Source organism: Mastigocoleus testarum BC008 (assembly GCF_001456025.1).
In the GTDB taxonomy this organism is placed as follows: domain Bacteria; phylum Cyanobacteriota; class Cyanobacteriia; order Cyanobacteriales; family Nostocaceae; genus Mastigocoleus; species Mastigocoleus testarum.
Genome location: NZ_LMTZ01000103.1, coordinates 1 through 21,895 on the forward strand (window position 1 = coordinate 1; position 21,895 = coordinate 21,895).

Annotated in this window: 14 protein-coding genes; 3 read left to right on the plus strand and 11 right to left on the minus strand. The window is 39.1% G+C overall.

Annotation, left to right across the window (positions count from 1 at the left end; translation table 11 throughout):
• Nucleotides 1-519 precede the first annotated feature (519 nt).
• Nucleotides 520-1,542, plus strand: coding sequence for a DnaJ C-terminal domain-containing protein (locus BC008_RS24045; RefSeq protein WP_058183940.1), 1,023 nt, complete (start codon nt 520-522; stop codon nt 1,540-1,542).
• A gap of 250 nt (nt 1,543-1,792) precedes the next feature.
• Here BC008_RS24045 and BC008_RS24050 read toward each other — a convergent pair whose 3' ends face one another.
• The 4 genes from BC008_RS24050 to dnaG all read right to left on the minus strand — a co-directional run bounded on the left by BC008_RS24050 (nt 1,793) and on the right by dnaG (nt 5,443).
• On the minus strand, nt 1,793-2,269 hold the full coding sequence (locus BC008_RS24050) for a YbjN domain-containing protein (protein WP_058183941.1): 477 nt from the start codon (nt 2,267-2,269) through the stop codon (nt 1,793-1,795).
• A gap of 249 nt (nt 2,270-2,518) precedes the next feature.
• Complete coding sequence (locus BC008_RS24055; protein ID WP_027846394.1) at nt 2,519-2,950, minus strand: type II toxin-antitoxin system VapC family toxin; 432 nt, start codon at nt 2,948-2,950, stop codon at nt 2,519-2,521.
• The gene (locus BC008_RS24060; RefSeq protein WP_027846395.1) at nt 2,947-3,192 is read right to left on the minus strand and encodes a type II toxin-antitoxin system prevent-host-death family antitoxin; all 246 of its coding nucleotides are present in this window, start codon (nt 3,190-3,192) and stop codon (nt 2,947-2,949) included. Before BC008_RS24060 ends, BC008_RS24055 begins: the two co-directional genes overlap by 4 nt.
• A 277-nt stretch (nt 3,193-3,469) precedes the next feature.
• The gene (gene dnaG / locus BC008_RS24065) at nt 3,470-5,443 is read right to left on the minus strand and encodes a DNA primase (RefSeq protein WP_027846396.1); all 1,974 of its coding nucleotides are present in this window, start codon (nt 5,441-5,443) and stop codon (nt 3,470-3,472) included.
• Nucleotides 5,444-6,006: 563 nt separating this feature from the next.
• Here dnaG and tftA point away from each other — a divergent pair.
• Nucleotides 6,007-7,365: a hormogonium tapered terminus morphoprotein TftA gene (gene tftA, locus BC008_RS24070; protein ID WP_027846397.1), complete on the plus strand. Its 1,359-nt coding sequence runs from the start codon at nt 6,007-6,009 to the stop codon at nt 7,363-7,365.
• On the opposite strand, the gene BC008_RS52170 is transcribed toward tftA, so the two are convergent.
• On the minus strand, nt 7,331-7,453 hold the full coding sequence (locus BC008_RS52170) for a hypothetical protein (protein ID WP_268768245.1): 123 nt from the start codon (nt 7,451-7,453) through the stop codon (nt 7,331-7,333). The two genes, tftA and BC008_RS52170, sit on opposite strands and share 35 nt — an antisense overlap.
• A gap of 459 nt (nt 7,454-7,912) precedes the next feature.
• Between BC008_RS52170 and BC008_RS24075 the strand changes: the two genes are divergently transcribed.
• Entirely contained in the window at nt 7,913-8,992 is a 1,080-nt protein-coding gene (locus BC008_RS24075; RefSeq protein ID WP_027846988.1) for a glycosyltransferase family 4 protein, read from the plus strand.
• Nucleotides 8,993-9,509: 517 nt separating this feature from the next.
• On the opposite strand, the gene BC008_RS24080 is transcribed toward BC008_RS24075, so the two are convergent.
• The 6 genes from BC008_RS24080 to metH all read right to left on the minus strand — a co-directional run bounded on the left by BC008_RS24080 (nt 9,510) and on the right by metH (nt 20,490).
• Complete coding sequence (locus BC008_RS24080) at nt 9,510-10,436, minus strand: hypothetical protein (RefSeq protein WP_027847094.1); 927 nt, start codon at nt 10,434-10,436, stop codon at nt 9,510-9,512.
• Between the two features lie 163 nt (nt 10,437-10,599).
• Entirely contained in the window at nt 10,600-11,916 is a 1,317-nt protein-coding gene (locus BC008_RS24085) for a flippase (RefSeq protein WP_027847025.1), read from the minus strand.
• Between the two features lie 321 nt (nt 11,917-12,237).
• Entirely contained in the window at nt 12,238-14,043 is a 1,806-nt protein-coding gene (aspS, locus tag BC008_RS24090; protein ID WP_027846926.1) for an aspartate--tRNA ligase, read from the minus strand.
• A 560-nt stretch (nt 14,044-14,603) separates the two neighbouring features.
• Nucleotides 14,604-15,005, minus strand: a complete 402-nt coding sequence (locus BC008_RS24095; protein ID WP_058183942.1) for a hypothetical protein — start codon at nt 15,003-15,005, stop codon at nt 14,604-14,606.
• A gap of 458 nt (nt 15,006-15,463) precedes the next feature.
• Nucleotides 15,464-16,327, minus strand: a complete 864-nt coding sequence (locus BC008_RS24100) for a M48 family metalloprotease (RefSeq protein WP_027847059.1) — start codon at nt 16,325-16,327, stop codon at nt 15,464-15,466.
• Nucleotides 16,328-16,935: 608 nt separating this feature from the next.
• Nucleotides 16,936-20,490: a methionine synthase gene (metH, locus tag BC008_RS24110; protein ID WP_027842848.1), complete on the minus strand. Its 3,555-nt coding sequence runs from the start codon at nt 20,488-20,490 to the stop codon at nt 16,936-16,938.
• Nucleotides 20,491-21,895: the final 1,405 nt, after the last annotated feature.

The window sequence follows — 21,895 nt, forward strand, 5'->3', positions numbered from 1 at the left end:
TAACTTACACACTTAACTTATACGTATTTTTTTACGTTCAATCTCAGCCTGAATTTTATTATGATGTATTTCAGCCTGGTTTAATAATTCTTGAAATTGCTCGTTGCTTATTCCCAGTATTTGTTTTGTGCGCTGTGGGTATTCTTGAATATAATGAAGTGGATTTTTCATTTTGGTAGACGGTGAAAACTCCGTTCTACCATTTTTTTGGCACCAAGTTAATATTCCGGACAGGTCTAATCTATAATAATTTTTTTGCTCAGGGAACTTGCTTTATGCTCCCTGTTAACTTTAGTTTCGCTAAGATAATCCCAATCAAATTACTATCGACCGGATACATCAACTCATCTATCTGGATAGTTCTTTAGGTATCATCCATCCGAATGGTTGTGGTGTTATGCGTAAGTCTGTAGAGATCCATCGTTACTTTAGAGAAATTTTAGGGAATTTTATAAGTGTAGCCCTTGGTTAGAAACTAATTTATTGCTGACCAGAATTTTTCTTAAGTAATTATGGATTATGTCTCGCAATTATTACTCTCATACCACTGCCAGTAAAATTCGAACTTGTATAAGAGCGAATCCTGGTTCGAGAGCAAAAAATATTGCTAAATTAATTGGGTTAAGACGAGAAACAGTTAACTCGTACTTATATAGTAAGCAATCAGGTGGCTTAGGAAATGAGGTTATACAGGACGAAAATTATGGCTGGCACTTGAAAGAAACTCTTAACAATGTTGTTCAAACTAGCAATAACTTATCATTTTTAACTAACACTAAGCAGTCTAGTCGAAACTTATCTCATTCACTAAACCGAGAAGTCTTATTAACTCTAAGTCTTGAGGAAGCATTTCGTGGAGGTGAAAAACGCTTTCAGTACCATGGTGAATGGCTCACAATAGATTTGCCTGCAGGAACTCGCCAACATGATAGGTTTCGAGTCTCAGGTAAAGGTGAATATGATGCTCACACTAATCAACGAGGAGACCTTTACTTAAACGTGAAGATTCTCCCTCACGATTGTTTTCAGCTTGATGGTGATGATGTACTTTATAAAGCTGTGATTAATTCTGAAGTTGCTAATTATGGAGGAGAGATTAAAGTACTAACACTCGATGGTCAAATTAATGTACATATTCCAGCAGGGATTCACTCTGGTCAGTCTCTGTGCTTGAGAGGAAAAGGATGGTTGATTACTGGAAGCAATCGGGGAAATCAGTTAATTCAAATTTTGGTAGAGCCATCTCAGAAACTAAAATGCTCAGTTAAGGAAGTTAAGACAATACTTCATCAAGATGATTACAGTACTTTGAATGATAACGAACAAGAGGAACTGCAATTACCTAAAATCTCAAATAAAGGACAGTCAGAACAGTTAAAACAAAAATTGATACAGACTCAAGGTCATTCCTTCATGGTGTTAAGGACGTGGTGGTTTTGGTTGGCTTTACTATTAGGAGGAATATTGAGTATTGGAACTTTATCACTAATTAACGGTTTACTTTTGCCATCCACAGCACCTGTGGAGAAAAACTCACGTTGATCATATAGTTATTTTTGAACATTGGCGAAGGCTCAAACCCATAACCAGTAAACTTACGTCCCGCGGACACGCGTTTAGCCTACGGTGACGGCAGATCCGCAGGTAACGTAGTTAGGTCTTCTATAGCTTCCCTACCCACGGTTAAGCCTTACGGCATCTTGGTACGCGTCTAACGACGAACGCTAACGGCGCAAGCCGCGTGCAATCCACTAATGACTTTTTACTTTTGACTTTTTACTTGCACTTAGCCCTATTGTGCAGCGGGTTCCTTTTCAACTTCTTCCACTTCACATATTGCATCTTCTGGCGAAGCTTCGGCGTAAATGACTTTAATCATTCCAAGAAAATAATCATCCATCATCGATATATTTGCATAAATCATTCTTTTGATAATGGGAAAATCTAATTCATTATCTGCCAAATAAATACTAGTTTTATAGCGAATTTCCCCATCTCTAAAATCCATTTCAAAATTACCTAAATTCATTCCATAATTTGCCCGAGTGAAGAACTCTGCCATTTCGGCGTACTTATTTTCAGGTACTTTCAATGGAGATATGGAATAAAATTTAAAATTTCTCTTTTCTTCATTGATAATTACGTAGCAGTTGTAGTTACTATTGTCCAAATCTACTGCTACTTTAAAAACTCTACCTTCTTCCACTTCTGTATAGTTCCAATCATCTTGTGCGAAGAAGTTAATAACTGATGTATATAAACTTTCCATTAGTATTTTCCTAATCTATAATAATTTTTTGCCCAGCGAGCTTATTTGATACTCCTTATTAGCTTTAGTTTCGCTACAATAATGGCAATCAAATTACTATCGACCGGATATATTAACTCATCTATCCGGATAGTTCTTTGGGTATCATCCACCCGGATAGTTATGGCGCTACGCGCAATTAAAAAGTAAGAAGTAAAAACTCAAAAATGTATAAAAACGGCAATTTGAGTGATAAGTAAGACTATTTGATTATCTGTTATGACCATTATCCCAAGGATTTAAGAGTAATACACCTGTAACCTCAAAATCTTTCACATTACGGGTCATCAAATGTAAACCATGACGTAAGGCTGTTGCTGCAATCAATCCATCTGCAGCAGCAAGAATAAATCCTTTCTTCTGTGCAATTGCTGTAATTTTACCCCAGATAGCCGCTATTTCTGAATCAATCTGTAAAACACGTTCTGCATAAACATGTTCAATATTGTTAAACCATACAGATAAATCTCGCTTACGACGACTTTCAGACAGCAGAGAAATTCCTTTACTGATTTCACCTAAAGTGATAACGCTGATATAAATATCGTTATCCAGAAGACTATCAACAGCAGTCTTAACAGACTTTAATGGTATTGGTTTGTACAGTTCGGATAAAACACAAGTGTCAAGTAAAACCCTCATAAATCCACTGTCCGCATGGAGCTTTTATCGCGTTCTAAGTCTATATCCTCCATGGTATGTGGGGGGTTTAAAAGATGTTGTTTAAAACTTGGTCTTTCTCCTATTAAGCGTTCATATTCTGCTTTTGATATCACAACCACTGTATCATTACGTCGGTGGATTATCTGTGGTCCTACGGTGAGTACTTTGTTCACCAGTTCAGTCAATCTATTCTTTGCATCCGCCAAACGCCATTCTTGCACTACGTTATTCCATAAATCTAGCTAATCTAGCTATATTGTATAACAAAATGACTAAGATTAATCCTGCAGGGTAGGGTTTAACATAACTGGTTCCTTGTCTCTGGCAAGGAACACCTTATTCGAGGCTCTGCCTCCGGTATAATTAAGAGGCGGAGCCTCTTGTATGGGTTCCAAGGCTCAGCCTTGGAACCAGACATCCAGCAAAGGCTCAGCCTTGGAACCAGACATCTAACAAATTAAATAACATTCTCATTCCCTGTTCCCCGTTCCCTTCTCCTCAAAACAAATCTGTCAGGGAAAATTGTCGTAAACGATCTAATTCCTGCAACTTCATTTTTTCCCCATAAAAAGCGTCATAATAAGATTGCCAGCGTTTGGGTTCTGCTTCTGGATCTGTTTGTTCCCAAAGTTCCAAATAGTGACGATAACGTTTTTCCCGCAATACCCTTTCCATACAAGCTGTGGTTGCGTGAACTACTTGAGGAGCACGAGTAAGTTCCTTTTCAGTTTTCTCATCAAGATGAAATAACCGGGAAACTAAACTCATCTCGATTTCAAATTCCAAACATCGGTCTTGCAATCGGGATATTAAATCTGTTTCTGCTGCAATATTGGGAGATATTTCTAAAATCTGTCGCCAGAAAAATCGATGGTGAGACAAACTAAATTGTAAATCCCGTTCTTCTAAAATTTGAGAAATTATTGGTCGCTGCAAAGGACAGTGAAGATAAATTTGCAGTAGTAATGCTTCTGCTTGTTCTAAAAGACTAGATTCATTGTTGAGAAGAGAAGATTTTCTCTGACTGGAGTTTTTATTAGAGTTTTTGTGTCCCGAACTAAAACGTTGCTTCGAACTAAATTTTGGATTCCATTCCCCCGAACTTTTCCCACTGCTAATCTGAGTTAATAGGTTCTCAACTCTTAGGGGTACCAATCTCGTATCTCCCAAACTAAGAATTTCCGCGCAATGGGAAACATAATAATTTCTAGTGTCACTGTTACTAATATTTTTCAGCAACTTCACCATTTTTTGGGAAACTTGTTGAAAATCAGTAGCTTGTTTGAGGTCACAATCTTTGGTAACTTGCTGAATCTGCCAATCTAACCACAAAGGAGCATTTGCTAATAATTGATGATAATCTTCCGAGCTATGACTTTGTAAGTATTCATCAGCATCCTTACCATCGGGAATATTGAGAATTTTCAATTGGACTTCGCCCTTATATGCAAGGTCTGCGATCGCACCAATTGCTCGTTCTGCTGCATTAGTTCCAGCTTTATCAGCGTCAAAATTAAGTATGAGTTGCTTTGAGTCGCAATAACGCAAAACTAACTTAACTTGATCTAAACTTAATGCCGTACCCAAAGAAGCAACTACATTATTAATACCTTTTTCGTGAAGTGCGATCGCATCAAAATATCCTTCCACCACCACAGCTTTATCAGATTGAGAAATCCCTGCTTTGGCTTGGTCGAGGGCAAATAAAGTTTTACCCTTATTAAATAATTCCGTTTCCGGAGAATTGAGATATTTTGGTTGGTCATCTCCCATAGTTCGACCACCGAAACCGATGGTACGTCCGAGTATATCTCGAATGGGAATCATCACGCGATCGCGAAATGCATCGTAATAACCCCCTCCTTCTTTCCGGGGTTTAATTAGTCCAGCTTTTTCTACCAATGGAGCGGGATAATTTTTATTTTCTACTAAATAACGATAAAGGGTTTGCCAACCCACAGGAGCATAACCCAAACCAAATTTTTTAATAGTTTCTGTTTGTAGTTGACGATTTTGAGTTAGATACTCCAGTGCTGACTTACTAACAGAAGGATTGCTGGGGGAATTCCACAAAGCATGTTGGTAAAACTGTGCAGTTACCGCCAAAACCTCATAAAGTTGTTCCCGTAGAGAAAGTTGGCGATGTAACTCTTGTCTTTGTTCCGGTTCGAGAGTTTTTACCTGGACTTGATAACGTCGTGCTAAATCTAACACAGTTTCAGCAAAGGAACGTTTTTCCAATTCCATCAAGAATTTAATCGCATTTCCCCCCGCCTGACAACCAAAGCAATAATACATCTGCTTGCTCGGGCTGACGCTAAAACTAGGTGTTTTCTCATTATGGAAAGGACACAAACCCAAAAAGTCTTTACCACGCTTCCGTAAAACTACGTAATCAGAGATCACCTCATATATATCTACTCTACTTTTAACTTCCTCAACAGTATCTGGGTGTAGGGAGGGGATTTGCATCATTACATGCTCAGTTCCAATTCTTAAATATCAATTAGCTGTCTTGAATAGTAGTATTTCTCATTAATTCCGGCAATTTGTAGAGACGCGTTAGCAAAGCGTTCCCGCAGGGAAACATGTCGCGTCTCTACGGGGTTTTGTAGAAAAACAAGGCTAATGGCTAACGTCACGCTGGCTGCGCTACCTACGGATTCGCTAACACAACAAATGAAAAGGAGTACTAGCTGTCAGTTATTTGCCGCTCGAATATCGGTGGCTTATGAGTTTCGACCTTATTATATTGTCGATCCTAAAGCAAGAACGATCTATAAATTTTTCAATCTTAATTATTTGAGTTTACTTATTTGAGTTTAATTGTTCGAAAGAATTATTCCATAAAATATGCCACTGAAATCATAAACGTCCGTAAATATGCGACTCGCGACGAATTAGTAATTATCATATTGTTATTGTTCGGGCAAGAGTGCTATGTAGACTTTTAAATTTTTCTCAATTTGTTTTCTCAATTTGTTTTCTCAATTTTTATTTTCGGATTTAACGATATAGAAAGGAACCAATATATTATGGGACGTATTTTTATTTCTGCAGCACATGGTGGTAGAGAAGCTGGAGGAATAGATCCAGGTTCAGTCGCAGGTGGTACAACCGAAGCCAAAGAAATGATTCAATTGCGAGATTTAATTTTAACAGAACTCAGATCGCGCAAATTTTCTGTTTTAGGAGTACCTGACGATTTAAGCGCGCGACAAACAATTAGCTGGATTAACGCCCGTGCTCGTAGAAATGATATCGCCGTAGAAATTCATGCTGACGCAGCATTTAATCCTTCTGTTCGGGGTTCCACAGTATTTTATATTGCTAATAATGAAGAACGGAGAAGACATGCGGAGTTGTTATTAGTGGGATTGTTGCGTCGCGTTCCCCAATTACCAAACCGGGGTGTAAAACCAGATACCGCTACAGGTGTAGGTCGCTTAATGTTCTGTCGTCAAGTTGCTGCACCTTCAATGTTAATGGAAGTTGGGTTTTTAAGTAGCCCAGAAGATCGTTCTTTATTGCAAAGCCGTCGGCGTGATTTTGCTGTAGGTATTGCTGATGGTCTTGCTTCTTGGAGCCGCACAATCGATCCCGGTTCTGCTCCCCCTCCTCCCTCTGAGCCGACTTATCCAGCAATTAACATTAAAATGAATGGGCAAAATTATGAAGAGCAAGGGATACTGGTTAGTGGTAATGCTTATATTCCCATAGATTTAATAGATCGTTTACGAATTGATTTATCCAAAAATCCCGACGTCCGTCGTATTACCTATCGGCGAGTAGTTTATGTCAAAGCAGTAGAACTACGAGATTTTAATGTTTCCGTTGGTTGGGATGCACCTACTCGCACTGTGATTTTGAAATCCAACTTACAAATTTGTGCTGGTAACATTGAGAGAATTATGTCCGCTGGCAATACATCTGAAGTCCAACTACAGTTATTTTTAAGAAATAATAATGAAAACTCCCTAGTCAAATTTCCCGATCTACCCAAACTTTACCGGGAAGAGGCAAGTATAGAAGGAGTTAATTATGATGTCGCCTTCTGTCAAATGTGTGTGGAAACAGGATTTTTGCGCTTTGGTGGCGATATCAAACCCGAACAAAATAACTTTGCTGGCTTGGGAACCATTGGTGGTGGTACAGATACAGCAATTTTTGAAAATGCCAGAATTGGGGTTAGGGCACATATCCAACACCTGAAAGCATATGCTAGCTTGGAGCCCCTAGTGAATGAAGTCGTAGACCCACGCTTTCGCTTTGTGACCCGAGGAATTGCACCCTTAATAGATCAACTATCTGGTAGATGGTCAGCAGATTTACAATACGGAGAGAAAATTAAAGCCATGCTCAAAAGACTTTATGAGTCAGCAGGAATCTTTTGAATTCCCCTCTTTCCACACTTCCCACACCTCCCACACTTCCCACACCTCCCACACTTTCCACACTTCCCACACTTCCCACACTTCTCACACTCCTCTCACTCGACCGATCAACCTTTTATCGGCATGCAAGTAGTCTTACCTAAATACTTAATCCCAGTTAAATTGTATTGGGATTAAGTTGACACGATCCAAATTTTAAGCCCCAAAGAATAAAGAAATATTAAATAAAATCAATTTAATATAAATTCAAAATTCATCAAAAATTTATATATGGAAAGGTTAATATCTTGACATCGCAAGTATCAGTACCATTGGGTACATACTAACTGTTTTTACACAAGTAGTATTTTTCCGAAAATCATTTAAAAAAACTCATTTATTAAGCTAAATCATAATAAATATTTATTCTTTATTCAGAAAAAATTACTCCGAAGAAATACCGTTACGAATATTTGTATAGTAAAATACTTTAAGCCTTACTAAAGGGGGGTGGAAATTTCCAGCTCTTTTGGCTACACTAAATATACATATAATCAAGGAGACTTACATGCGGATTGCTCAGGTCGCTCCACTGTGGGAAAGAGTACCGCCACCCGCATATGGCGGCGTAGAGTTAGTCGTAGGATTACTGTGTGATGAGTTAGTCCGACGCGGTCACGAAGTAACATTATTTGCATCAGGGGACTCAATCACCTTAGCTAACTTAGATTCAGTTTATCCGCGTTCTTTTCGCACAGATAAACTCGTCAAAGATTACAACGTCTACGAAGTACTGCAACTGAGTCGCCTTTACCAGCAAGCTGATAAGTTTGACATTATTCACTCTCACGTTGGCTATCCAGCCATCACTTATGCCAATTTAGTCAAAACCCCAACCGTGCACACCTTGCACGGTATTTTTACGCCTGATACCGAGAAAGTTTATATAGAGGGGCGTTCCCAGCCATACGTTAGTATCTCCAATGCTCAGCGCGAGCCAAGATTAGGGCTCAATTATGCCGCAACTGTATATAACGGTATCGATATTGATAGCCATCGTTTTTACCCAGAACACCAAGATCCTCCCTACCTAGCCTTTTTAGGTAGGATATCTCCAGAAAAAGGTACTCACCTTGCAATTGAAATTGCAAAAGCAGCTGGTATTCCCTTAAAGATGGCGGGGAAAGTAGATGTAGTAGATGTAGAGTATTTTGAAACTGAAATTAAGCACCACATTGATGGCGAGCAAATTCAGTATTTAGGTGAAGCCAATCATTTTGAGAAAAATGCCCTTTTAGGAGGAGCTATAGCAACATTATTCTCTATCACCTGGCGGGAACCTTTCGGGCTAGTGATGACAGAGTCTATGGCTGCTGGGACACCTGTGTTAGCTAAGCCTTTAGGTTCAGCACCAGAAGTTGTTGCTCATGGTAAGACAGGCTTTTTATGCGATACGATAGCAGACTTTGTGGATGCGATCGCTCGTATCAAAGAAATCGACCGTCACGAGTGTCGCAAGCATGTGGAGCAGAAGTTTAGCGTTTCCAGTATGATTGACGGGTACGAGGCTGTCTACAAACAACTCATACAAGATAAGTTTTCGTTAAATGGATACTCTCAAGAATTGATAGACAACATCATTCAGTAAAAAGAGGATGAGTTTAATAGGGGCACATCCATTTTTTGAATTCAAAACTTGAATTTGAGTTTTTGAATTTGAATTTTTGAATTTGAGTTGATGATAAGTTGTTGTTTGAAACTATAGAATTGTGTTGTGAGTGACGCTATTCCCATCCGTCTTCAACAACTTTATGTATAGACCCGTGTGACGCAGGTTGATGTTGTCACCAAGCTTAGCTTGTCTTTAATATGCCCTGTATGCATCTATTCCCGTTGTACCAGTCTTTTTATAAATCACAGTCCCCCCAATCTCTCATATTACGTCCGGCTAAACAGTTATCACATCTGTGGGGGCGAAGTAATGAGTAATAAGTAATAAGTAATAAGTAATAAGTAATGAGTAATAAGTAGTGAGTAATAAGTAGTGAGTAATGAGTAATGAGTAATGAGTAATGAGTAATGAGTAAAAGGGTTATTAGGTAATAACCGCCGTCTTTTCAATAGGGTTATATAGTAACTAATTAAGCGGACTTGATATCATCTGCTTAACCCAGTATATTTTTTTCTACCTTCTTCAAGGTTTCCTTAATTTTTGTTTTAAAAGGCATAAATACGCTAGGCTTATATAATGTTTCCTCAGTAAATTTATCAGCCTGCCAATTACGAATAAAATAGGGTGGATGTTTCAGTGGGAAAATCATTTCCATCGCTGGGATGTTAGCGTATTTACTCTTTGTATCTAAAGAATGGGTACCTTCAGTTCCAAAGCCAATATTAGAAATTAAATTGACGTTAGGAAGAATTCCCATACTGCGTTGTAACCAACAAGCGAGCGTCCATCTAGTAGCCCAACTATCCAACTTTCCTTGATAAGCAGCATCAAAAATTTTAGTCCATGTTGAAACAGCTGCAGGACTCCCTAAAATTTCTCTTAGTAAATGATTTTCCTTCACTTCGTTCCAAAGTTTCATTTCAAAGTCAAAATGACACCAAGCTCTTCGCCAACTAGCCCAACCCCAACAATGATTGTAACGGGAAAAATAATAACTATATCGGTTTATATTGCGTCCAAACTGAACATTTTGACCAGAAATTGAAGCGACTCTGGTATCAGTTTTATAGCGTTGAAGTAATTCTTCACAAAATGGGAAGAATGTCGGATGTGGGAAACAATCATCTTCTAAAATAATTGCTTCTTCTACCTGCTCAAATACCCAATCTAAACCACTCGAAACTCGTTTTGCACATCCTAAATTATTATCAGAATAATTTTTAAATACCTCACAATCCCAATCTACTCGTTCGATAATTTCTCGAGTCTTTTCACATCTTTTTACTTCATAAATATTATCAATGTGTGCCCCATCCGCAATCACAAAAAGTTGTGGTGGTTTTGCTTGACGAATTGCTTCAAAAACTTTTATCGTAGTTTCCGGTCTTTTGAATATGATAAAAGCAACTGGGGTTTTCATTTAATAAATCACCTCGACAATTCTGGAAATCCTTCACTTACCCATTACCAATTACCCATTGCCAATTACCAATTACCCATCACCAATTACCCATTACCCATTACCTAAAAATATAATAGACGTTTAAATATATGGCATGTGAGACAGGTCATGATTACCGACCTTAAATAGGTAAAAAAGATGCGATCTGGATCCAAAATAATTTTCGGGTTTGTGGATGCATTGCATTACCCAAAAATGAGGCGACTGCTTGGGATATGACAGTGGCGATCGCAGCTCCCACACCACCATATTTAGGAATCAGCAAAAAATTTAATATTATATTAATAATTGCTCCAGCTAAAGTCCGACGTAAAGAAAAATGAGTTAAACCTTCTGCAACAAACCATGGAGATGATGCAATCCCCATGAAAACAAATATACAAGCCCAAACATGAATTGCTAATATAGAGCCTGCGGCAATATAGCTTTTACCAAATAACAAAGTAATTAAACTTCCGGAAATAAAGGTCATAGGTAAAGCTATTACTAAAGCCAATACTACTAGTAACTTAATTAATTGTTTGAGCCGTCGATAGTAAATTGTTTCCGATTCTTCTTTGAATTTGTATAATTTTGGGGCTACAGAAGAGGAAATCGCTGTAGGGATAAAATACCAAACTTCAGACATCTTCGCAGCAGCTGAATAAATTCCAACAGCACCATTACCAACTATTTGTCCTAACATAATCTGGTCAATTTTCATATATATAATGATAGTTAAACCAGATAAAATTAAAGACCAACTTTCTTTCAATAAGCCTTGAGCAGTGGATAGATTCCAACGCCAAAACCGCAATGAACTACCTTCAAAGTGATACATAATTACCAACCCCAAGGCAGCTAAACTCAGTTCTGCTAGTACTGCTCCACCGAAAGCTAGTAATGGTGCTTGAATAGTAATTAAGATTATTTTGATGATTGTGACAATTATAAAAGCTGTGTTTTTGGCAATTACAGTATATTTAGAACGTACTTGTGATTGAAACCAAAGGTCAATTGTGTCGAAAGCTCTAAAAACAGTTGTAGTGGCTAAAATTGCAATCAGCCATATCGTTACTAAATCATTTTGAGGTAGTAAAGAAGCGCAGACTACAGCTAAAAGCGCAGAACTAATACCACCCAATAACCTCAAGCAGAAAGTTGTCCCTAAAATTTCTGTTTTATTTTCTGGGTCGCGGACAAGTTGACGAATAACAATATTATCTAGCCCTAAATTGGCAATTGAAGCAAATAAAGCGACAAAAGCAACAGCATAGTTAAATAAACCATATTGTTCCACTCCGAGATGACGCGCGATCCAAACTCCTACGAATAAGTTTGCACCCATGCGAAGAATGCGATCGGCAAATAGCCAGCTCGTATTTGCAATAATCGAACGCAATTCAGAACCAGATTTAAGTAGTGATAACCGTTGCCGAATTTTGAATTTATCGAACATTAACTATTTAATTTCCAAGGATTAATTGGCAACAGATATGCTAACTTTTGCTTTAAAAGTATTAATTAAATTAATAGTAATTCAGGTAAGGTGTGTTGAGCGTTTGATAATACATTATTTTAGTTGAGAAGCTAATATCAATTCGATAAATCATTGCAACAGATTCTCCGGTAGAGACGTTGCATGCAACGTCTCTACAAAATCTATCTGTCTCATTATTTTTCTAAATTGGTATAACCTTCAAACTACGAGTAGAGATGTAGTATCACCACATCTCTACAAGTATCATTAATTATCAGATTTAGAAAATCCAATTCAGATCTAAGAATCAGACTTGGGTTTGTATGTAGAAGCAACATGCAATTCTTTGAGTTGCTTGGGATCCACCTTCGAAGGTGCATCAGTGAGCATGCAACCAGCTTGTTGTGTTTTGGGAAAAGCAATTACATCACGAATCGACTCTTCACCTGCTAGTAACATAACCAATCGATCCAAACCATAGGCGATACCACCATGGGGAGGAGTACCATACTCAAATGCCTCCAATAAAAAGCCGAATTTATTATGAGCTTCTTCCTCAGAAAGACCAATTGCTTCAAACACTTGTTCTTGGATATCCCGTTGATAAATCCGCAAACTACCACCACCAACTTCAAAACCATTGAAAACCAAGTCATAGGCTTGAGCGCGAGCAGTTTTCAAGTCATCAATATCATCCGGGTGGGGAGCAGTAAATGGATGGTGTAATGCTTCTAGGCGTTTCTCATCTGCATTCCACTCAAACATTGGAAAATCGGTAATCCACAACAAATTGATTTTTTCGGGATCGATTAACCTAAATTCCTTCGCCATGAACTGACGCAATCGATCTAAAGTTTTGTTAACTGTGGCAGTATCCCCAGCACCAAACAACAATAAATGACCGGGTTTTGCATCGGTGCGACGCAAAATTTCTTGTTTTTGTTCGGCGCTCAGATTATCTTTGATTGCTCCGATGGTGTCAATTTCACCGTTTTCCCGCACTCGAATATAAGCTAAGCCCCTTGCACCAGCTTCACTAGCTTCCTTAAAGACATCACCACCGGGTTTAATCCGGACATTAGAAATTTCATTACCGCCAGGAATCGGTAATATTTTGACAATTCCCTTTTTGGCTACAGCTTCCCGAAAGACCTTAAAACCGCAATCTTTAACGACATCGGAAACATCAACTAGTTCCAAGCCAAAACGCGTATCCGGTTTATCCGAGCCATAACGATCCATGGCTTCAGCATAGGTGAGACGAGGGAAAGGTGACGGGAGGTCAATATCTTTAACACTTTTAGATTTAACGCTTTTGAAAATGTGACAGACTAAATCTTCATTCAGTGCAATAATTTCTTCCATAGACATGAAGCTCATTTCCATGTCTAATTGAGTAAATTCCGGTTGTCTATCAGCCCGTAAATCTTCATCGCGGAAACAACGGGCGATTTGATAGTACCTGTCACAACCCGATACCATCAATATTTGTTTGAAAAGCTGAGGAGATTGGGGTAAAGCAAACCATTCACCTGGGTTAGCGCGACTGGGAAGAATATAATCCCGCGCACCTTCAGGGGTCGAACGAGTTAGTACGGGAGTTTCGACTTCTATAAAACCGGCTTTATCTTCAAGATAGCGACGCATTGCTTTGACAACTTGATGGCGCAATTGAAGATTTTTTGCCATTCGTTCTCGACGCAAATCCAAATAACGATATTTTAAACGTAGTTCTTCCTTAACTGGTTCGCTATCAGCGGTAGAAACCTGAAACGGTAACTGTTTTCTAACAGCATTGAGTAACTCAATATTATCGGCGTAAATTTCTACTTCACCCGTTGGTAAGCGGGGGTTAAGAGAATCATCGGGACGTCGAGAAACTCTTCCTGTAACTTTTATGACGTACTCATTTCGCAGAGTATTCGCTTGTTCGTAGGAATCTGGGGTGCGTTGCGGATCGCTTACTATTTGGACAACGCCAGTGCGATCGCGTATATCTAAAAATATTACTCCTCCATGATCGCGGCGACGATCTACCCATCCGTACAAGGTTACGGTTTTATCAATATCTGACGCACGGAGTTCGCCGCAATAGTGAGTTCGCATAGGTATTAAATCTGAAGTCCTGGGGCTAGAAAATGCATGTTAATCTTAAAGCTTTTTGATTATCTAGCACCATATTAATTGTAAGTAATTTCTTGGTTACTGGTAATTTGTCAATATATTTTTGTCAATATATTAAAGATGTTAAGTTACGGCGCGGCGATAAAGGCGATCTAAAAATAAAACACTCTCTTATGTGTCTAAAAATCTTTGTATATTAATGTTAATGACCGCAGGTCATATTTTGAATTTTGTTAGCGGCTAGCGATAGCGTACCGTAGGTATTGCGTAACCGCAGGTTATATTTTGAATTTTGAATTCCCCCGAAGGGGGTTGACCATGTACAGTAAGGCAATAAGGTTGTATCGAAATAAGGTTTCTCTTGAACGTCTAATAACCTTTGTATGTTAATTTTGGGGCGGTGCGTTACGACGCAGCGAAAGAAATCGTCTGAAAAAGATATTCTCTTGCGCGCCTAACACACCCTACAGGTTTAAAGAGTTCTTACAAATAATAATTTGCTCAAAACCCATTACCCATTACCCATTACCCATTACCCATTATTATGATTTAGGACGTTCTGCTGTGAGTATATCCCATGCTGCTTGGGCTGCTTCTTGTAAGCGATCGCCTAAATCTTGAATTTCCTTAACGACTGAATCCCAGTTCTTTTGGGCTTCTTGTTGAATCATATCAAAAGCGTGTTCGATGCGATCGCGTTCGATAATTGGGTTATCTTCAATGGTTTGGCGCGCCTGACGCACCGCATTGAGATAAGTTTCGCGGGTCAGGGTTCCCGCTGACTGTGCTTCGACTTGGGCGCGTTTTTTAATGGCGTCAATTAATGCTTTAGTCTCATTTTTTACGTCGTCACTTGCACCAGCCATCTCTTTCTCAACCATTTCGTTAGTTTGAGGAGTGACTTCTACAATTGCGGAGGATTCTTCAATATTTTTATCAGTCATGATTTTAGATTTCCTTCTTTAAAATTTAAATGAGTCTATAAATTAAGAGAACGGGTGTTTTTTTAGAGTAATTAGTAATTTGTTTTCTGTCCTCTGTCGTTAGGCTTTTGTTATCGATTATTTGTGCACTCGCCAATTACCAATTACTACTTACCAATCAAAAGTCACAATTAAGAATCTAAGTAAGGATTTAACAATCGTCATGTGGCTAATATCAGGTAATATCAAGTCCGCTTAATTAGTTACTGTATAACCCTATTGAAAAGACAGCGGTTATTACCTAATAATCCTTCTACTCATTACTTGTTACTTATTACTTATTACTTATTACTCATTACTTTGCCCCCACAGATGTGATAACTGTTTAGCCGGACGTAATATAATACCCAGGATAAGACCTGCTAAAATGCCAGGAGCAACCTCTACACGGCGTTTGCTGTGACCTGGAGGTGCGATCGCTAAGCGCTTCTTAAGCCTTGCTGTTCTATCCTTAGTAATGCTTCAACTCTTTCTTCTGTGGAAGGATGAGTTCTAAACAGATTACCTAAGAAGTTACCAGAAAACGGATTGACAATTAATAATGGCTCAAATGCAGGGTTTGCGTCCATTGGCATTTGTCGTGCATTTGATTCTAAACGTTGTAAAGCACTGGCTAAAGCACGGGGGTTACCTGTTAATTTCGCTGCACCGGCATCTGCAGAAAACTCACGGGTACGAGAAATTGCTAGCTGAATTACTGTTGCAGCTAAAGGAGCAAGGGTTACCGTCAGAATTATTCCTAAGGGATTCCCACCACGGTCATTGTCGCGTCCGCCACCAAACCAAAGACTGTAACTTGCCATTTGTGCCACAAAGGATATTGCACCAGCAACCGTTGCAGATACTGCTTGAGTTAGGGTGTCACGATTAATAATATGGGTTAGTTCGTGGGCGATTACACCTTCTAGTTCCTCTTCAGAGAGTGCATTTAAAATTCCTTGGGTAACTGCAACTGCAGCATGTTCGGGATCGCGTCCAGTCGCAAAAGCGTTAGCACCGGAACTAGGAACAATGTACACACCAGGGGTGGGAATATTTGCTCGTTGCGAGAGTCTTTCAACCATGTGATAAAGCCCTGGTGCATCTGCTTCAGTTACGGGTTGGGCGCGGTAGGCTGCTAAGGCAATTTTGTCTGACTGATACCACGAAACTAAGTTAGTAACTGCAGCAAAACCTATGCCGGTTATTAAACCCATGGGTCCGCCAATTACGTAATAACCGATTGCAATTAGGAGACCGCTAAGTGCGGCTAACAAAGCAGCAGTTTTAAATTGATTTCCCATTATCGATATTCCTCTCCTTGTAATGCTTGCATTTGCTTTTGCAATCCCTATGACTGTTAGCATTACTCTTCGCATTTCGATTGTATCTACCCAAACTTGGATTTTCTGGGTAGGAAATGCTAATACCCAAGTACGGTTTTCCCGCTCTGTTGATATCTATAAAAATTGCAGGAGAATAGTGGGCTGTAACACCCCCGCTTTGCTGATGAATTCAGGAGACAGGAGCCAGGAGGAACCTGCTTTATGTCACAGCGAAGGAAGATGGAAGAAGGAAGAAGGAAGAAGGTTTTATGTTTGGAAGAAGCTTGTACTCCTCCCTTAGCGGATCCGTAGGTAGCGCAGCTATAGCTATAGCGTTGCGTCAGCAATGCTTGATGGAAGATTTTTTGGCTACGCACATCACGCAAGTGCGGGCTTACACTGCGTTTATGGAAAACGCGCTTCTTGACATCTTCCCTCTTCCGTCTTCCTTCAACATCCTCCGTTAGCGCAGCGTTACGTTAGTAAAAGTCGGTCAAAATGATAGTTTTTTAAGCTGTACCTCAATTGTAATATGACTTCCGACTCCTGACTTCCGACTCCTGACTTCTGACTTCTAGCTACTAAGATTACGCGCTAAAGTACTTGGCTACGGGATGATAAGTAATAATCGCTGTTGTGGACTGCTCTGGATAAATCTGTTCGCTTTCATCCATATACAGATTAATTCTGTTAGTTTCCAGCAATTCTAATTGCTTGTACTGGTCTTGAATATTCGGACAAGCTGGGTAACCAAAACTGTAACGGGAACCGCGATACCTTTGCGCCAAAGTGTCCCGAATATTATCCGGTTCTTTTGCGCCAAATCCTAATTCCCGACGAATGCGGGCGTGAGTCCATTCTGCTAGCGCTTCTGCGACTTGCACCGCCATACCATGAAAATAAAGATAATCGGTATATTGATTATCCGCGAACAGTTTTTGAGCAAATTCCGTAGCAATTTCTCCCACAGTTACTGCTTGCATGGGAAATACATCAATCATTCCCGATTCTTTTGGGGCAAAGAAATCTGCAATACACAATCTCCGCAAGGACTTTTGTCTGGGAAACTCAAAACTTGCCCTTAATTGTGCGTCCTTTATATCTTTACCACTGATTATTTCCTCATCGTAAACGTGCAATGTATTCCCCTGGGCTTGGCAAGGAAAATATCCATATATTACCTGGGGATGTAACAATTGTTCCGCAACGATTCGCTGTTTCCAATTTTCTAAAATTGGATATACTTTTTCTTCTAAGAAAACCTGATACTCTTCCTTTGATTGGTCTTTAGGTTTTCTAAACTGCCATTGTCCAGCAATCAAAGCTTGTAAATCTAAATACCAAAATACTTCCTCGATGGGAATATCCTCACCTTGAAGCCATCTTGTACCCCAGAAAGGTGGTGTGGGACGTTCGATATTTACATCAACTGCTTCAGAACGGCGAGTGTCAATAACCTGCGGTTCTTTAGGTGCTTTTTTCTTTGCTGGTTTTTCTCCCCCTGCTGACTGACGACCATTTTGAATAGCTTCTCCTTCGCTGAATTCATCTAAGAATCCTTTCGCATCATCCCACTTATTAGCAGCTTTGGCTGGCATTAATTTATCCATGAAATGCAAATCAGAGAATGCATCTTTCCCGTAAATCACCTTACCGTTATAAGTATTTTGACAATCTTCATGAACGAACTTGGGAGTCAGCGCCGCACCACCTAAAATTACCGGAACGGTAATTCCTTTCTCGTTGAATACATTTAAGTTTTCTTTCATGAAGGCGGTGGATTTTACTAATAAACCACTCATGGCAATACAGTCAGGATTATGCTTGTTATAAGCATCAATGATATTTTCTACTGGCTGTTTAATGCCTAGGTTAATTACCCGGTAACCATTGTTGGATAAAATAATATCCACCAGATTTTTACCAATATCGTGAACGTCGCCTTTTACCGTAGCGATCGCAAAAGTTCCTTTGCCACTATTACCATTTTCTGATTTTTCCATGTGCGGTTCTAAGAAAGCAACCGCCGCTTTCATGGTTTCGGCTGACTGCAACACGAAAGGTAACTGCATTTGTCCAGAACCGAACAATTCGCCCACTACTTTCATCCCATCCAATAGATAGACATTAACAATATCTAAAGGTGGATATTTTCCCATTGCTTCGGTGAGTGCTTCCTCCAAACCAATGCGTTCGCCGTCGATGATATGCTGTTTCAGACGTTCTTCAATGGGTAGACTAACATCAACGCCTTTATCACGCTTGGCGCTTACCCCTTCAAACATTGTGGTTAGTTCGCCCAAGGGGTCAAATACGCAGACATCTCCTTCAAATTTACGTTCATCGTAAATCAATTGGTGACATATTTCCTGATGTTTCTCCTCAATCTTAGAAAGTGGTAATATCTTGCTTGCACTGACAATTGCTGCATCCATCCCTGCAGCCATACACTCATGCAAAAACATTGAGTTGAGAACTATCCGTGCTGCGGGGTTCAAACCAAAGGAAACGTTAGAAACACCTAAAACTACGTGACATCCAGGTAATTCTTGACGAATGCGACTGATTGCTTCAATAGTTGCTTTACCATTTTCTCTGTCTTCTTCAATCCCGGTGGAAATTGGTAATGCTAAAGTGTCAAAGAAAATCTCATGGGCAGGGATACCATATTCTAAGGCTTGGCGATATGCGCGTTGGGCAATTTCAAATTTTTTATCAGCAGTTCGCGCCATTCCATCTTCATCAATGGTACCAATGACCACACCCGCACCATATTTCTTCGCTAATTCCAAGACTTTCAAAAAACGGGGTTCCCCATCTTCATAGTTGGTGGAATTAAGTAAACATTTACCTCCAGCAACTTTTAAACCCGCCTCCATTTTTTCCCATTCGGTGGAGTCCAACATTAAAGGTAAAGTTACATTATTAACCAGACGGGAAACCAATTGGTGCATATCTCGCACGCCATCGCGTCCCACATAGTCAACGTTCACATCCAAGATATGGGCTCCTTCTTTCACCTGGGATCTTCCCATAGAAACCAAGCCGTTCCAGTCCTCATCGTTGAGCATTGTCCGACATTTCTTGGAACCACTGGCGTTCAGCCGCTCGCCAATAATCAAGAAAGAATTATCTTGATCGTAAGGCTGAATGCCGTAAATCGAAGAAGCAGCCGGTTCCAATTCCGGTTCTCGAACTTTCGGCTTTAAACCTTCAGCAATTTCAGCTAAAGCTTGGATATGTTCTGGACGTGTCCCACAGCAACCCCCAATTACTTGGACACCCAGATCTTCGATAAAATGCATTAAGTGCATCTTCAATTCCGTTGGCGTTAACTTGTAGTGTGCTTGACCGCCAACGTTTTCCGGTAAACCTGCGTTAGGGATACAAGAAACAATAAATGGTGAATGTTCCGACAAATACTTGATGTGCGGTTTCATCAAGTCTGGACCAGTCGCACAGTTCAAACCGAGAATGTCAATTTGGTAGCCTTCTAAAATTGTCACTACGGCGCTAATTTCCGTACCTACCAACATGGTCCCCATAGTTTCCATTGTTACGGAAACCATCAAAGGACGACGATCGCCTTTTTTCGCGAACACTTCTTCTATTGCATTCAAAGCTGCTTTAATTTGCAGTACATCTTGACAGGTTTCGACAATAAATAAATCCACCCCACCATCAAACAAAGCTTCTGCTTGTTCGACATATGCAGTTTTTAATGTGTCAAAATCAATGTGACCTAACGTTGGTAACTTGGTTCCCGGTCCCATAGAACCTGCAACGAAACGAGGTTTTTCTGGAGTCGAAAATTCATTTGCAACCTGCTTAGCCAATTGAGCTGCAGTTTTATTTAAGTAATAAGCCTGATCCGCTAAGTCATATTCAGCTAATACAATGGATGTACCGCCAAAGGTATCGGTTTCGATAATATCCGCTCCAGCGGACAGAAAACCCCTATGAACCTTCTCTACGGCTTCTGGCTTGGTGTGGACGAGATATTCGTTACAACCTTCGTATTCCGCACCGCCAAAGTCTTCTGCTGTGAGATTTTGAACTTGAAGGTTTGTTCCCATCGCCCCATCAAAAACTAACACGGGACGTTCTGGACTATTCAAGTGTTCGAGGAAAGGATAAGCCATATTCTTGCACTAAGAAACCTGATTTGGAGAAAGAGATTTCTGACTCCATTTACTATTTTCCTGAATTTCGGTCGTTATATTTCGTATTAGTAAATGAAATAACAGATGTTTTTTGATTTTATATTTAATTTATCAAGCAGAATGAAACCTATGAATGCTCACAGCCAAAAAAAAATAACTCAAAATCATCAAATTCTTTCGGAAGAGTAATTTTGAAGACGAATATAGGTTGTACTGGATTGAAATGATGGGTGGGATCTGAAACGCAGGAAAAAGCTTGAGGGCTTTAGAGGTCGGGTAACTTATTTGACTTCTAACTCTAGCTGGTGGTTATTTCAAGTCGGGTCAACAACCACTCATATAAGCTAAGGTTGGAGAATACTGAAGAAACAATTTTATAGGCCATAGAGGCATAAACATAACAGATACAGAAGGTTAAGTAAAAATAACAGGCTTGTCAGAGTAATATTAGGAACTATGCTCAAATGAATTCGTAGATAAATTAAAAAATCTTTGCCTAGCTTATCCCTACAAGTTAAGGCGATGTTGTCTTTGTTATGGGAAGTTACGTGCTGCGATTTTAACTTAAAATTTTAACTTAAAGTTGTTGTTCTTAAGTAAATTCATCTAAATACTTCTTGACTAAAGACAGGTTTTATGTGAATAAACAATAATAAGATTTTTTGCTTAACTTGTTTCTTCAAGTGTTTAAGAACGAATACGCAAAGTAGAAGGAAGAGATATTAAGTGGGGTCTTGTACCCGTTTTAGGGCAAAAATGAGCATAGGAAACTTGCTCCAACATCTTCAACTTTTCCGACTTTTCCTTCTGTATTTTGTAACTTAATTTGTCCGTAGGAGTTCATCAAAATTACATCCAAAATCATTGTCAATAATTACAGTCGAATTTGTCAGTATTTTGGATATTTTATTCGCCAGATGCAAACACCATTTCTTCCCAAAAAAAACTTCCGTATGATTTCAGTTCAGTAGGAATCTATAGCTTGAAATATTTGTAGTGCAGTTATGCCCTCTAGTTTATTTGATATTAATTTCAAAATCGTACTGGCTTTAACCTATTGCACTTAAAAGTATAAGAAATCAAAAACTGCTGAATAGTAAATTGTTTAATATCAAGACAAAGATATTAATAAGTTTTTTTATAATTTTGGTTTTGATTAATTTGTTATAACTTATGAGTCAATAACCTAGATTATTTTATACAACATCAGTATTTGTTGGGACATTTAAACTTAAAGTTAATCTTAAGTAAAATATATTCGTTATTATCATGCACAGAGCTATCATGTCTTCAGGCTAAACTCTTGTTTTTATTGAATATTTTATTAATAAAAACTGAAAAAATATTAATTAATCTAATTTTTAATTAACGGTGAAACCCATGT